Raw genomic sequence first — 13,237 nt, 5'->3', positions numbered from 1 at the left:
ATGTAATAATCACATGCATGGAGATCCAACAGATCCGAGCCTTCCTGGCGGTGGCAGAAGAGCTGCACTTCGGCCGCGCGGCAGAAAAACTTCACATGGCGCAGCCTCCGGTCAGCCGCAGTATCCAGCAGCTGGAACGTGAGCTGGGAACCCGGCTGTTCGACCGAAGCACCCGCAGCGTCAAGCTGACAGGCGCCGGAGAGGCGTTCATCGGGCCGGCAACGGAGATCATCGATGCCACGCGCCGGGCGAGCATCGCGGTCCGTGCCGCGGACAAGGGCGAAGTCGGGCGCGTCCGGGTGGCCTACGCGGGGGCTTCCACCCACACCCTGGTGGGCCGGCTCGCCCGGGAGGTCCGGCGCGACCACCCTGGTATCCAGATCGAACTCTTCAGCCAGAATTTTGCGCAACCTGCCATGGACCGTGTCCTCAGGGGGGACATGGACATCGCCCTCGGACGCTGGGACTACATTGCCGCCGGTATTGAAACACGGCTGCTTGCCGCGGAGGACCTCGTCGTCGCCGTGCCGGCAAGCCACCGCCTGGCCAATGCCGCCGAGGCCCGGATGGCTGACTTCCAAGGCGACACCTTTGTTTCGCTGCCGCCGCATGCAGGGGCCGTATTGAACGACCGGCTCCGCCGGCTCACGCACGCCGCCGGATTCGAGCTCGACATCGTCCAGATTGTCCCGGATTCCTGGACGGCGCTCTCGCTGGTGGCGGCGGAGGTGGGCTGTACCCTCACGCTTTCCTCGGTGGCCGAGTCGGTCACGGATCCCCATGTGCGTTTCGTGAAGCTGGTGGACAAGACCCTTCCAGTGGAGCTGCGCATGGCCTGGCGACGGGACAACTCCAGCCCCGCCTTGCGGGCGGTCCTGGCGTTGGCTGAGAAGATCCTGCCCGGCGCCGGATGACAGGCGCCGGATGACTGGGTCAGGTCGCCATGGACTCGGGTGTTTCGATCCCCAGCGCGCGCAGCTTCCGGTAGAGCGTGGTCCGGCCCATGCCCAAGGATTCCGCGGCGACCGAACGGTTCCCGCCGCTCTGTTCGAGCGCGGCCACGATCGCATCGCGCTCGAGGGATTCCAGTTTGGAGAGTTTCCGCCTGCCCGTGCTCCTGAGATGTTCCGGGAGGTCATTGGCCTGCACCACGCGTCCGGGATGTGCCCGCCCGAGTGATTCGAGGGTGGCGCGCAGCTCGGCGACATTGCCTGGCCAATGCCAGCGCATGAGCCCTTGCAGCGCCGCTGCGGAGAGCGTGGATCTGTCGGCCGGAGCGGCTGCGTCCAGAAAATGTGCCGCAAGTACCGGGATGCGTTCCTTGGTGGCGGAGAGGCTCGGCACATTCACGCGCGCAGCGATCTGGGACACCACTTCGGATACGAAATCCGGGCAGGCGTCCGGATTCATCGTCAAGACCAGCCGGGCTGGAGAGGGCCCGGCCGTGCCGCTGTTCGGCGGTGTGCCTGCGTGTGTGGCGCCTGCCGGCAGCCCGGCCGGCTGCTGCCGCACCGCCACATCCAGCGCCTTCAGCCTGTTGAGCTCGCTCCGGGGAATGTCCTCCAGATGCCGCAGGACAACGCTCCGGCCTGTCGCGATCGCCTCGCGGCAGTCGGAGAACCAGGTGGCATCCTGTTCCCCGGGAAGCAGGCAGGCGTCGAGGATCAGCGGATTCGGCCCGGAGTCCTGCCCGTTGAGCCAGGCGAGTGTGTGGTGAAGCTTGCCGGAGCCGCCCTGCCCGCAAACAGCAATCGCCCCGGGCCCTTGACCTGCCCGATCGAAAGCGTTCCGCATGATGTGAGGAAACGCTGCTCCTACCCCCGGCGAGTCGATGCCTGGCGCCCCGGCCTCGGCTTTCCCCGGATTGCTTGCGGACTCCGGAACCCGGGAGAGCTCCAGGGCGAAGGCCGAGCTCCCGCCGGCATCGTCAATTCGCTGGACCGTGGCATCGACGTTCAGGGAGGGAATTTCGATGGTTTGCTTGGCGCCGGTCCACTCGAGGCCACGCAATTGTTCCCACAAGGTGGTGTGCAGTTCGCTGCTCATCACGGCCAGTCCGGAGACGTTGGTCATGACAGCCAGGGCGTCGAGCATGATGACCGGGGCCTTGGAGGAGCTCAGACGCAGTTGCGACATCCCCAGGGCGAGTCCCGTCGCGCTGCCGAGATCGAGCAGTCGGCGTTCGATCTGGCCGCCGGCTTCGCGGGCCATGGCCAGCATGAGCGGGTTGTCCAAACCGGTGTCGCAGGCGAAGGAAATGGACCCAAGCACCCGGCGGGTGACCGGGTGCAGAATCGGTGCCCCTGAACACGACAGGGGTGCCAGCGCCTCGTTGAAATGCTCGGCTCCGCGGACAAAAACGGCCTGGCGTCCTTCGATGGGGGTGCCCAGCCCGTTCGTTCCGACGGCGCGCTCCGAGAAACTGAAGCCTTCTGCGGCATTTGCCTCATCGAACCGATTGCCGTGCGTCCTGTCCCCGAGCCTGCGGGCGATGATCTGACCGGACTGGTCACTGAGGAACAGGGATATGCCCATGCCGTTGAGGCTTTCCAGCCAGTGGTCCATCACGCTCTTGGCGGCCCGGATGAGGATTCCGTCCGGATCGAAGTCGTTGACGAACAGGAATGCCTCAGGCCTTGCCGAGGCCTCCACGCCGATAGAGCGGCGCCAGCTGTGCTCGATATCCGGGGAGACGATTTCCGTCAGTTGGGTCCCATTCAGGAGGCCACGGCGGATGAGTTGTTCCCGGGCGGCGCGGAGCGCATCGTCGGGCACCTTCCTGGGGTTTTGCATGGCTGGTCAGCCCTGGGCTCCGTCTGCCGCACGCAGGACGACGCGTCCGGGCACGCCGCCGTGCGTCAGCTTGTCCAGGCTCTCGCCAACAGAGGCGGCGGAGAGCTCTGCGTCGATGATGGGGATGTGGGGAATGGCGTCCTGCTTGGCCAAGGCGATGAGCTGGTTCAGCTCGTCCGGGGTCCCCACGAAGCTACCCTGGATAGTGAGCATCTTGAGGGCCATGAGCGCGGTGGGTACTGTCAGTTCGCCGCCGAAGAGCCCGACCTGAATCAGCCGGCCGCCCTTGCGCAGGGAATCGAAGGCTACCGGCGCCGTCTGGCTGTTGTTCACGAAGTCAATGACGGCCGCCACGGGCCCGCCGCTGGCTGCAACGATTTTTGCACTGAGGCCCTCGTCTGTGGACTGGACGGTGGTGGCTGCGCCAACCTGCCGCGCGAGCTCCAGGTTGCGTTCGGAGATGTCGACGGCGCAAATGGCCTGGTGCCCGAGCGCGCTCAGGGTGGCGATGGCGGTGAGTCCCACTCCGCCGGCGCCGATCACCACGACAGGTTCGTCGGGTCCGAGCGGAAGGACCTTGTTCACGGCGCTGAATGCCGTCAGCCCGGAGCAAGCCAGCGTCGCCGCCCAGCTGAGGTCCAGGCCCTCGATATCCACCAGGTACTTTTCGTCACGGACCAGGATCTGCTCGGCGTAGCCTCCGTGCTCCGCTACTCCGAGGTTGCGTCCATTGGCGCAGACATTGTCGCGGCCGGCAAGGCAATCCCGGCACGTGCCGCAGCCGATCCAGGGATAGACCAGCCGGATGTCCCCGGGTTTGGTCCCGTGCACACGGTCGCCGACCTTCTCGACGACGCCGACGACTTCGTGCCCCATGACCAGCGGGTAAGTGACGCCCCGGTCCACCAGCTTCAACGCGCCGCGGCTGCCCAGATCGTACGAACCTTCACGGAGATGGGTGTCCGTGTGGCACACGCCGGAACGGATGACCCTCAAGAGGACCTCGGTTCCTGTCGGCAGCGGATCCGGCAGTTCGATGTCCTGGATCTCTGGGCTGTCTTGGAAAACGGCAAAAGCGTGCATGGTGACCTCGCATCGTTGCGCAGACTGTATTGATTCAAGAATGACACCAGTTCTGATAGGTATCCAATACTAAATCGCGGCCCCTTTGATGTCCTGAGCGCAACAATCAGGAGCCGTGTGAGTGTTCCAAAGTGGAACACTGAGCCGGCAGAAATGTGACCCACGCTATATGTAGCGGCAAACGCAGCCAACAACCGATCCATCCGTTCCCGGGCAACGCGGGGGCGCTCTCCATACGAAGGAGTATGAGATGACTATCTCGACCGAAGCAGCAGTGACTGAAACATCTCAGGCGACCGACCCCCTCCGCGACCTGTACGCGGATTGGTCGGAAATCATCGCCACCACGCCCAACCTGACGATGCGCCTGTTCCGCAGCATCTTCGACGAGTGGCACCAGCCCACGCGGGAGCCTGAGGCAGTCACCTACAAGGAAGACGTCGTCGGCGGCGTCCCCGGCATCTGGGCCTTCCCGGAAGGTGCCGACCGCACAAAGGTCCTGCTCTACACCCACGGCGGCGGCTTCGCCGTCGGCTCGGCGTCAAGCCACCGCAAGCTTGCCGGTCACGTTGCCAAGGCAATCGGCGTCGTCACCTTTGTCCTTGACTACCGCAGGGCGCCCGAGCACCCGCACCCCGCGCAGGTCGAAGACGGCGTGGCTGCCTTCAAGGCCCTCGTCGAGAATGGCTTCCACCCGCAGGACATCACCACCATTGGCGACTCCGCCGGTGGCAACCTTGCGGTTGCCATTCCCCTGGCCCTCAAGCAGCAGGGAGAGCCGCTGCCCGGCCAGGTCATCGCCTTCTCACCCTGGCTGGACATGGAGAACGAGGGCGAAACGCTGATCACCAACGACGCATCGGACGCACTCATCTCCGTGCCCCTGCTCGAGGGCATGATCGCCGGCGTGCTGGGCGAGTCCGTCAGCCCGCAGAACCCGCTGGCCAACCCGCTCTACGCCGATTTCGCCGGGTTCCCGCGCCTGTACATCACCGCAGGCTCGGCCGAATCCCTCCTGGACAATGCCACCCGCCTGAACGCACTGGCGCAAGCCGCCGGCGTCGACGTGACGCTCTCCATCGGCGAAGGACAGCAGCACGTGTACCCGTTCCTGGCCGGCAACTCCGAGGTTGCCGACGCCGAACTCGCCCGTATTGCCGGCTGGTACAAGTACTGAGCCCCGGCCACTTCACTACAAAGACCTGAAGCACAAAGGAGTATTTCATCATGGCTGAAGAACAGGGGCAGACTGCCTCCACCACCCCCACCGCCGAATTCGACGCCGTCGTCGTGGGCGCTGGATTTGGCGGCATCTACATGCTGCACAAGTTGCGCAACGAACTGGGCCTCAACGTCCGCGCCTTCGACCGCGCCGGCGGTGTGGGCGGAACCTGGTACTGGAACCGCTACCCGGGCGCCCTGTCGGACACCGAGAGCTTCGTCTACCGCTACTCCTTCGACGACGAACTGCTCAAGGAATGGAACTGGACCCACAAGTACGTGACGCAGCCCGAAATCCTCAGCTACCTCGAACACGTGGTTGACCGGTACGAGCTGCGCAAGGATATCCAGCTCAACACCGGAATCACCTCGGCACGGTATGACGAGTCCGCCGACCGCTGGGTCATCGGAACGGATACCGGCGAAACCATCACGGCGAAGTACATCGTCAACGGCCTCGGACTGCTCTCGGCCACCAATGTCCCCAACATCCCGGGCATCGACTCGTTCGAGGGCAAGATCTACCATTCCGGCGCCTGGCCCGAAGGCGTGGACCTTACCGGCAAGCGCGTCGGCGTCATGGGCACCGGGTCCACTGGCCTGCAGATCATCACCGCCATCGCTCCCAAGGTGGGGCACCTCACCGTCTTCCAGCGCTCGCCGCAATACAGCGTCCCGGTCGGCAACACCACTGTCACGCCGGAGTACGTCGCATCCGTCAAGAAGGACTACCCCAAAATCTGGGAACAGGTCCGGGCTTCCGGCGTCGCCTTCGGATTCGAGGAGAGCACCGTTCCGGCCATGAGTGTGTCTGAAACGGACCGTCAGTCGGTCTTCCAGAAGGCCTGGGAAGAAGGCGGCGGATTCCGCTTCATGTTCAACACTTTCGGCGACATCGCCACGGACCGGGACGCCAACGAAGCTGCCGCATCCTTTGTCCGGGGCAAGATCGCCGAGATCGTCAAGGACCCGGAGACTGCCCGCAAGCTCACCCCGACCGACCTTTACGCCAAGCGCCCCCTCTGCGACAGCGGCTACTACGCCACCTTCAACCGGGACAACGTTGAACTGGTATCCGTGAAGGAGACGCCGATTCTCGAGCTGACACCTAAGGGCATCAGGACGTCCGACGGCGTTGAGCACGAGCTCGATGTGCTGATCTTCGCCACCGGCTTCGACGCCGTGGACGGTAACTACACGCGGATGGACATTCGTGGCCGCGGCGGCGAAACCATCCAGGACCACTGGAAGGAAGGCCCCACAAGCTACCTCGGCATCACCACCGCCGGATTCCCGAACATGTTCATGATCCTCGGACCGAACGGTCCCTTCACGAACCTGCCGCCGAGCATTGAGACCCAGGTCGAGTGGATCTCCCAACTGGTCAAGGACGCAGAAACCGGCCAGGTGGCCTCCGTGGAACCGACGGCCGAGGCCGAAGAAGCCTGGACCGAGACCTGCCAGGAGATCGCCGACATGACGCTCTTCCCGAAGGCCGATTCCTGGATCTTCGGTGCCAATATCCCCGGCAAGAAGAGGACGGTCATGTTCTACCTCGGCGGCCTCGGCAACTACCGGAACAAGCTCGCCGAAGTCCGCGAATCGGGCTACGAGGGCTTCGACCTGAAGGTACTCGCTCCCGCGGAGTAACTAAGTTCAAACGACAGCGACGGCGGCTGCCACACCTTGGGGGAGTGGTAGTCGCCGTTCTGCGATCCCATGGTGAAGCATTTGCTCATTGGTAGTCTTGGCCCATGGCGTTGGGGGACGCGGCGCAGCCGCAAGCAGTCCGGGCACACAGGGTGGTCCTGGACGCGTACGCGTTCATCAAGGGCTGGCTGATCGCCACCTCGCTCTGGGTAGGCTTTCTGCTGCTCCTGGTCGCAGCACACTATGGCGTAGCCGCCGCGCTGGACGGAACCGACGCCGGCCACGTGTGGGGCTTTTTGGGCATGGTGGTTTTTTATGGCTTCGGAGTTGCCCTGGTGTTCGCGGCACCACTGGCCTGGGTGTTGGCCTACCTTCTGCGCCCAGTCCGGAATCAGTGGATCCACATCGGAGCCTTTTTCGCGGTGCCCACCCTCGCGTTCTGGCTGCTGGGAAGCGTCCTGGGTCTCGGCTGGCAGCCTTGGCTGCTGATCCCATGGGCCACAGTTGGCGCAGCGGCAGCGATCGGCCGTTGGGCGGTCCGCAAAGACGTCCTTTCCTCGAATTCTGCTGCTGCCCCCGCCAGACCACCCGGTGCATGATTGGACCACAGGCGCCAGGGGTGCCATGTAACGCGGCTAAAAGACCGCCACCCACCGTTGCGGTTCACAGACGTGCCGGCTTCGTGCGGGCACCGTCTCCGTCGCATCAATATTGTCGGTGGCTCGTGATTTGCTTGGAGTGTGGAGAGCGGGACAGCGTGGAGTGCGGAGTTGAGTGCGGAGAGCGGGGCGGCCGTGGAGGCTGTCGCCGAGTCTGTTGCCGCGCTTGCTGCCTTGGCCGGGGCGGGTGCCGGGGCTAACCGGTCCGATGCGCCTGCTGCCGACCCGTTGGGAGCCGGCGATCCGTTGCGGCGGCTGGCGGACGGTTGTCTGGACGGGCTGGCCGAGGTCGCCCGGCTGGAGGCCCGGATGGCCGCGTTGAGGGTGCGGCTGGCCGACGACTACGCGCACGCAACCAGGCTTTTGGCGCCGCCGGCTCCGTCCCCGCGGGATCGTGCCGTCCAGGAGATGGCCCTGGTGGCCGAGGTCGCCTGTGTCCTGACCGTTAGCGAACGCACCGCCGCGGCCCTCCTCGCCGAAGCCCGGGCCCTGACGACGGCGCTGCCGCTGACCCTGGCAGCCCTTGAGTCCGGGGCGATCTCCTGGGCCCACGCACGGATCCTCGTGGACGAAACCGCGTCCCTGGATGCGGCCGGGGCGGCCGCGCTCGAGGCACATTTCCTGGACCCAGGTGCGCCGAACCCGGCCCGTGGCTGCCCGGCCGGGGAGCTCGTTCCGTCCCGGTTCCGGGCCAAGGCCCGCGCCTGGCGCGAACGCCACCACCCCGCCGGCATCGAGGCACGCCACACCACGAGCGCCGCGGACCGGCGGGTCGAGTACACCCCGGACCGGGACGGCATGGCCTGGCTCTCCGCCCACCTTCCGGCCGACACCGCCGCCGGGATCTGGGACCGGACCACCGCGGCGGCCCGCGCCCTCCAGGGCCCGGACGAGTCACGGACCCTGGCCCAGCTCCGCGCCGACATCACCGCCACCTGGCTCCTCACCACCGGCACGCCCGGCGGCGGAATGGACGACGGCGGCACCGGCGGTACGGCAGACGACGGCACCGGCACCGGCACCGGCACCGGCACGGGGGTGAGAGCTCGTGCGGGTGGGCTTGTTCCGGTCCCGCGGGCGCAAGTTTTGGTCACGGTCCCGGTCCTGTCCCTGCTCGGCGCCACCGAGGAACCGGCCGTCCTGGACGGGTACGGGCCAATCCCGCCCTCGATGGCCCGGCGTCTGGTCGCCGACGGCGCCGGTTCCTTCTCCCGGGTCCTGACCGACCCCCGGGACGGCGCCCCGCTGGAAATCGGCCGGACCAGCTACCGCCTGACGACGGCCCAGCGCCACTGGCTCCGGCTCCGCGACGGCCGGTGCCCGTTCCCCGGCTGCGGCAACCATTCCCTGGACAACGAGGCAGACCACCTCCTGGCCTGGGCCGACGGCGGCACCACCGGGATCTCGAACCTGGGCCAGCCCTGCCCGAAACACCACCGGCTCAAACACGCCTCCGCCTGGACACCGGACCGGGCCAGCAAGGACCACCCGCCCGGCTGGACCTCCCCGTCCGGACGGCACTATCCCAGCGAACACCAGGACTGGGAACCACCCCGCTGGCCCGAGGACTGGCTGCCCCACATCCCAGCCACGGACGAACCCGGCCCGGATCCCGACACGGACCCCGCTCAAGGCCAGCCCGCGGGTCCGGACCCAGGCCTGCCTCCGGACCCGTTCCCGGACTGGCATCAATTCACGGCCGGGCGCTGGTTCCCCGCCGCAGACACGGACGATCCGGGCTGGCCGGCACTTCTGGAAAGCCCTTCCGCGAAGGACCGTCCGCTCCAATGTGCGTGAGCCGCTGGTCGTTTGCCTTCCGGTTCTTTGGGTGGGAGGGATCGGCGGGACGCCGCCGCCACGACTGCGTTGAAGAACCCAGTTTTGCTCAACGAAGTTCAGCTAGACACAATGGCGGCCAGCGAGATCGCTGGCCGCCGTCGGGCTGTCGGTGCTGACAGCTCAGGAGTAGTCGTAGAACCCCTTGCCGGACTTCCGTCCCAGTGCGCCGCGCTCGACCATGTCGCGGAGGATCCGGGGCGGGGCGAAGCGTTCGCCGAGGGTTTCATGCAGGTACTCGGCGATTCCGAGGCGCACGTCCAGCCCGACGATGTCCGTGGTGCGCAGTGGTCCGGATGCGTGCCGGTAGCCGAGTTCCATGGCGGCGTCGATGTCCTGGGCGCTGGCCACGCCCTCTTCCAGCATTCTCATGGCCTCCAGCGCAATTGCCACGCCAAGGCGCGAACTCGCGAAGCCGGGTGCGTCATTGACCACGATGGGAGTCTTACCGAGCCCGCGGACCCAGCCGGTGGCGGCGTCGGCGAGTTCAGGGGCGGACCGGGGGCCAAGAATGACTTCCACCAGCGTCGAGGACGGGACCGGATTGAAGAAGTGCAACCCGCACAGCCGTTCCGGCCGGCCGAGCGTGTCAGCCAGGTCGGTGACGGAGAGCGAGGACGTGTTGGTGGCAATCCAGGCATCCGTGCTGAGGTGGCGCTCCACGTTGAGCAGGGCGTCCTGCTTAAGCTTGAAGTCCTCCGGCACGGCTTCGACAACAAGGCTCGCGCCCCCGAAGTCGACGGCGTCCGTGGAGACCGCGAACCGGTCGAGGAGCGAATCCAGATCCTCGAGAACCGCGGCCTTCTCAAGGGCCTTGGCCAGCGTCACTCTCACGCGGTCGCGGGCTGCCGCGGCTGCGGCCTCGTCCCGTTCGACTATTGTCACCGCAGCTCCGGAGACAAGGAAAGCGTGGGCGATGCCCGCGCCCATCCGGCCTCCGCCGAGAACGCCTACCCTCGTAGGGACGCCCGGGGTTTCAAATGGGGGAGTGGACGGGGTCATTAGTTGGTTCCTTTGCGTTGTTTTCGGTCCAGAAACGCCTGCATCCGCTCAAATTTTGCCTCTGATTCAAAGAGGATCCCTTGGGCGAGTTCGTCAATGGCCGGGTGTGCTGACCTTGGGGCGTGGAGAACGCTCTTGGTGAGGCGGACCGCGAGTGGATCCTGGGATGCGATCCGGGCCGCGAGTGCGAAGGCCGCGGGGATCAGCTGGTCTGGTTCATGCAACTCCGTGACCAGCCGAACAGCCATTGCCTCAGCGCCGTCAAGCACTTTTCCGGTGAGCAGGATTTCCTTGGCCAAAGGCTCGCCGACGAGCTCCACGAGGCGCCACCCTGCCCCGGCGGCGGCGAGGATGCCCAGACCGGTTTCGGGGTTGCCGATCTTTGCCCGTGGCGTCGCAATCCGGAAATCCGCCGCATAGGCCAGCTCAGCACCGCCGCCGAGCGCAAACCCGTCAATGGCTGCGATCACTGGCAGCGGCAGCCTGGCGATTCGCTGGAAGAGGCCGGAATTGATGCCTGCCAGGGCATCATCACGGCGGCGTTCGCGGAGCTGGGCGATGTCGGCTCCGGAGGCAAAGATGCCGCCGGAGGGAAGCTGCGCCCCGGAGAGGATGAGGATTTTGGGATTGCGCTCCAAATCCGCGCATACAGTGTGCAATTCGTCCACCATGAGCTGGTCTATGGCGTTGCGGACTTCTGGCCTGTTGAGTTCGACATGGACGGTCGCGCCGGCTTCGTGGATTTTGATCGTCTTCACCAGCCCACCATCGCATCGTTAATTACACAGCGTCCAATACCTAATAGACTGGCCATTATTATCGGAAATAGATAGATCAGGCCCGGGGACAGTCGCTCACGTCGCCGTCATTGATCCAAAATCCTCATTGATCTTGAGGTTAATAAGTATTGGACTGCATAGCCGGAAGCTGGGATCGTGATTGCTAAGACAAAGACGTACCTGCAGAAAGAGTTCCGGATCATGAGCAACTACGCGACCATCAACCCGGCAACCGGAGAGCGCGTTGCCGAGTTCCCGACACTCACCGACGAGGAAGTGCAGGATGCGCTCAAGCGCTCCTTCACGGAATACCGCAGCTGGCGCTCGACTCCGCTGGCGGAACGGGCCGCAGTGCTGACCCGCGTCGCCGAGCTGCACCGCGAGCGTTCCGAAGAACTCGCCGCCCTGCTGACCCTGGAGATGGGCAAGCCGATCGCCGAAGCGCGCGGCGAGGTTGCCCTCGTGGCCTCGATCTACGCCTATTATGCGGACAACGCCGAGCGCTTCCTCCGCGATGAACCCTTGGAGATCAGGGGACCCGGCTCGGCCGTGGTCCGCACCGAACCCATCGGACCGCTGGTCGGGATCATGCCCTGGAACTTCCCCTATTACCAGGTCGCCCGCTTCGCCGCACCCAACATAGTGCTGGGCAACACCGTGATCCTCAAGCACTCACGCAACTGCCCGCAGTCGGCGCTGGCCATCGAAGCGGTCTTCCGCGACGCCGGGCTGCCGGCCGATGTCTACATCAACGCGTTTGCCACCAGCGGCCAGATCGCCACCATGATCGCCGACCCCCGGGTGCAGGGTGTCTCCCTGACAGGCTCCGAGAAGGCCGGATCCGCCGTGGCAGAAATTGCCGGACGCCATCTGAAGAAGTATGTACTGGAGCTAGGCGGCTCCGATCCTTTCATCGTGCTGCCCGATGCCGATTTGGACAAAGCCGTAGCCGGCGCCGTGGCCGGCCGCATGTACAACGGCGGCCAAGCCTGCACTGCGTCCAAGCGCTTCATCATCGTCGGCGACATCTACGACGAGTTCCTGCGCCGCTACACCGAGGCCATGTCCAAGATCGCCCCGGGCGACCCGACCGATGGGCAGACGACCTTCGGGCCGCTGTCATCCCGGGCCTCCGTCGACGACATCGCCGGGCTGGTCCAGGACGCCGTTTCCAAGGGCGCGACCGCTGTCACGGGTGGAGGCGCCCCCACCGGCTCAGGCGCCTACTACCCCGCGACAGTCCTGACCGGCGTGACGCCGGACATGCGGGCTTACTCGGAAGAGATATTCGGCCCGGCCGCTGTGGTTTACCGGGTGGACTCTCCCGAAGCCGCTGTTGACCTGGCCAACGACTCGCCTTTCGGCCTCTCAAGCTCCATCTACACCGCGGATGTTGAGGCCGCCCGGCAGCTTGCCGAACAGCTGGAGACCGGAATGGTCTGGATCAACAGCATCAGCCGCAGCGCCGCCGACCTTCCCTTTGGCGGGGTGAAGCGTTCCGGCGTCGGACGTGAACTGGCGCAATACGGAATCAATGAGTTCGCCAACAAGAAGCTGATCCGGATCCCGGCAGCGTAGGCCCGCTCGAATCACAGCCAAGTCGCCGACGGCGGCCAGCCAGCCCAAGGCAGCAGCAGGGATCGTTTGCGCCCTCAAACCACCCCTGCTGCTGCGTAGTTGGGCGCCACAGAACTTAGAGGAAATCATGAATCAGGCATTTATCTATGACGCTGTGAGGACCCCGTTCGGGAAGTTCGGTGCCGGCCTCGCCGGGGTCCGCCCGGATGACCTTGCCGCGCACGTGATCCGGGAATCCGTGAAGCGCGCCCCGGCCCTCGACGTGGAGCGGATCGATGAGGTGGTGTTCGGCAACGCGAACGGCGCCGGGGAGGAGAACCGCAACGTCGCCCGGATGGGCACCCTGCTGGCCGGGCTGCCCGTCTCGATCCCGGGCACCACGGTCAACCGGCTCTGCGGGTCCTCCCTGGACGCGGCGATCATCGCCTCCCGCCAGATCAACACCGGCGACGCCGAGCTGATGCTGATCGGCGGCGCCGAATCGATGTCCCGGGCCCCGTGGGTGCTGCCCAAGACCGAGAAGCCCTACCCGGCCGGGGACCTGACCCTGGCCTCCACCACGCTGGGCTGGCGGCTGGTGAACCGGGCCATGCCGCAGGACTGGACCATCTCCCTGGGCGAGGCCACCGAACGGCT

Annotated in this window: 11 protein-coding genes; 7 read left to right on the top strand and 4 right to left on the bottom strand. The window is 65.8% G+C overall.

Going from position 1 to position 13,237, the window contains the following annotated elements; genetic code table 11:
* The first annotated feature begins 17 nt into the window (after positions 1-17).
* Positions 18-914, top strand: a complete 897-nt coding sequence (locus tag AC1DRO_RS20305; protein WP_476952212.1) for a LysR family transcriptional regulator — start codon at positions 18-20, stop codon at positions 912-914.
* 19 nt (positions 915-933) lie between these two features.
* Here the strand turns inward: AC1DRO_RS20305 and AC1DRO_RS20300 are convergent, their stop codons facing one another.
* Both AC1DRO_RS20300 and AC1DRO_RS20295 read right to left on the bottom strand, forming a co-directional pair.
* Positions 934-2,793 carry a sigma-54-dependent Fis family transcriptional regulator gene (locus AC1DRO_RS20300; RefSeq protein WP_476952211.1) on the bottom strand — a complete coding sequence of 620 codons (1,860 nt, stop codon included), beginning with the start codon at positions 2,791-2,793 and terminating at the stop codon, positions 934-936.
* A 6-nt stretch (positions 2,794-2,799) separates the two neighbouring features.
* Positions 2,800-3,876, bottom strand: coding sequence for an alcohol dehydrogenase (locus tag AC1DRO_RS20295; protein ID WP_476952210.1), 1,077 nt, complete (start codon positions 3,874-3,876; stop codon positions 2,800-2,802).
* Between the two features lie 250 nt (positions 3,877-4,126).
* Between AC1DRO_RS20295 and AC1DRO_RS20290 the strand changes: the two genes are divergently transcribed.
* The 4 genes from AC1DRO_RS20290 to AC1DRO_RS20275 all read left to right on the top strand — a co-directional run bounded on the left by AC1DRO_RS20290 (position 4,127) and on the right by AC1DRO_RS20275 (position 9,203).
* The gene (locus tag AC1DRO_RS20290) at positions 4,127-5,053 is read left to right on the top strand and encodes an alpha/beta hydrolase (RefSeq protein WP_476952209.1); all 927 of its coding nucleotides are present in this window, start codon (positions 4,127-4,129) and stop codon (positions 5,051-5,053) included.
* 50 nt (positions 5,054-5,103) lie between these two features.
* Complete coding sequence (locus AC1DRO_RS20285; protein ID WP_476952208.1) at positions 5,104-6,747, top strand: flavin-containing monooxygenase; 1,644 nt, start codon at positions 5,104-5,106, stop codon at positions 6,745-6,747.
* A 104-nt stretch (positions 6,748-6,851) separates the two neighbouring features.
* Entirely contained in the window at positions 6,852-7,346 is a 495-nt protein-coding gene (locus tag AC1DRO_RS20280) for a hypothetical protein (protein WP_476952207.1), read from the top strand.
* Positions 7,347-7,517: 171 nt separating this feature from the next.
* Positions 7,518-9,203 (top strand): HNH endonuclease signature motif containing protein, encoded by a 1,686-nt coding sequence (locus AC1DRO_RS20275; protein WP_476952206.1) that lies wholly within the window; start codon positions 7,518-7,520, stop codon positions 9,201-9,203.
* Between the two features lie 162 nt (positions 9,204-9,365).
* Here the strand turns inward: AC1DRO_RS20275 and AC1DRO_RS20270 are convergent, their stop codons facing one another.
* On the bottom strand, positions 9,366-10,244 hold the full coding sequence (locus AC1DRO_RS20270) for a 3-hydroxyacyl-CoA dehydrogenase family protein (protein WP_476952205.1): 879 nt from the start codon (positions 10,242-10,244) through the stop codon (positions 9,366-9,368).
* On the bottom strand, positions 10,244-11,002 hold the full coding sequence (locus AC1DRO_RS20265; RefSeq protein ID WP_476952204.1) for an enoyl-CoA hydratase/isomerase family protein: 759 nt from the start codon (positions 11,000-11,002) through the stop codon (positions 10,244-10,246). The genes AC1DRO_RS20270 and AC1DRO_RS20265 overlap by 1 nt, the downstream gene beginning before the upstream one ends.
* 177 nt (positions 11,003-11,179) lie before the next feature.
* On the opposite strand from AC1DRO_RS20265, the gene AC1DRO_RS20260 reads away from it, so the two are divergent.
* Positions 11,180-12,601, top strand: coding sequence for an NAD-dependent succinate-semialdehyde dehydrogenase (locus tag AC1DRO_RS20260; RefSeq protein ID WP_476952203.1), 1,422 nt, complete (start codon positions 11,180-11,182; stop codon positions 12,599-12,601).
* Between the two features lie 127 nt (positions 12,602-12,728).
* Positions 12,729-13,237 (top strand): thiolase family protein (locus AC1DRO_RS20255; protein WP_476952202.1); only part of this gene is annotated, 509 nt, incomplete at its 3' end.

Source organism: Arthrobacter sp. P4_F11 (genome assembly GCF_056401395.1).
The sequence above is the reverse complement of the archived record's forward strand: the minus strand, read 5'-3'. Positions and strand labels throughout refer to the sequence as shown.

Bases quoted from the DNA above. Each gene is read 5' to 3' on its own strand.
- AC1DRO_RS20305 (WP_476952212.1), top strand. From the start codon at position 18: ATGGAGATCCAACAGATCCGAGCCTTCCTGGCGGTGGCAGAAGAGCTG.
- AC1DRO_RS20300 (WP_476952211.1), bottom strand. From the start codon at position 2,793: ATGCAAAACCCCAGGAAGGTGCCCGACGATGCGCTCCGCGCCGCCCGG.
- AC1DRO_RS20295 (WP_476952210.1), bottom strand. From the start codon at position 3,876: ATGCACGCTTTTGCCGTTTTCCAAGACAGCCCAGAGATCCAGGACATC.
- AC1DRO_RS20290 (WP_476952209.1), top strand. From the start codon at position 4,127: ATGACTATCTCGACCGAAGCAGCAGTGACTGAAACATCTCAGGCGACC.
- AC1DRO_RS20285 (WP_476952208.1), top strand. From the start codon at position 5,104: ATGGCTGAAGAACAGGGGCAGACTGCCTCCACCACCCCCACCGCCGAA.
- AC1DRO_RS20280 (WP_476952207.1), top strand. From the start codon at position 6,852: ATGGCGTTGGGGGACGCGGCGCAGCCGCAAGCAGTCCGGGCACACAGG.
- AC1DRO_RS20270 (WP_476952205.1), bottom strand. From the start codon at position 10,244: ATGACCCCGTCCACTCCCCCATTTGAAACCCCGGGCGTCCCTACGAGG.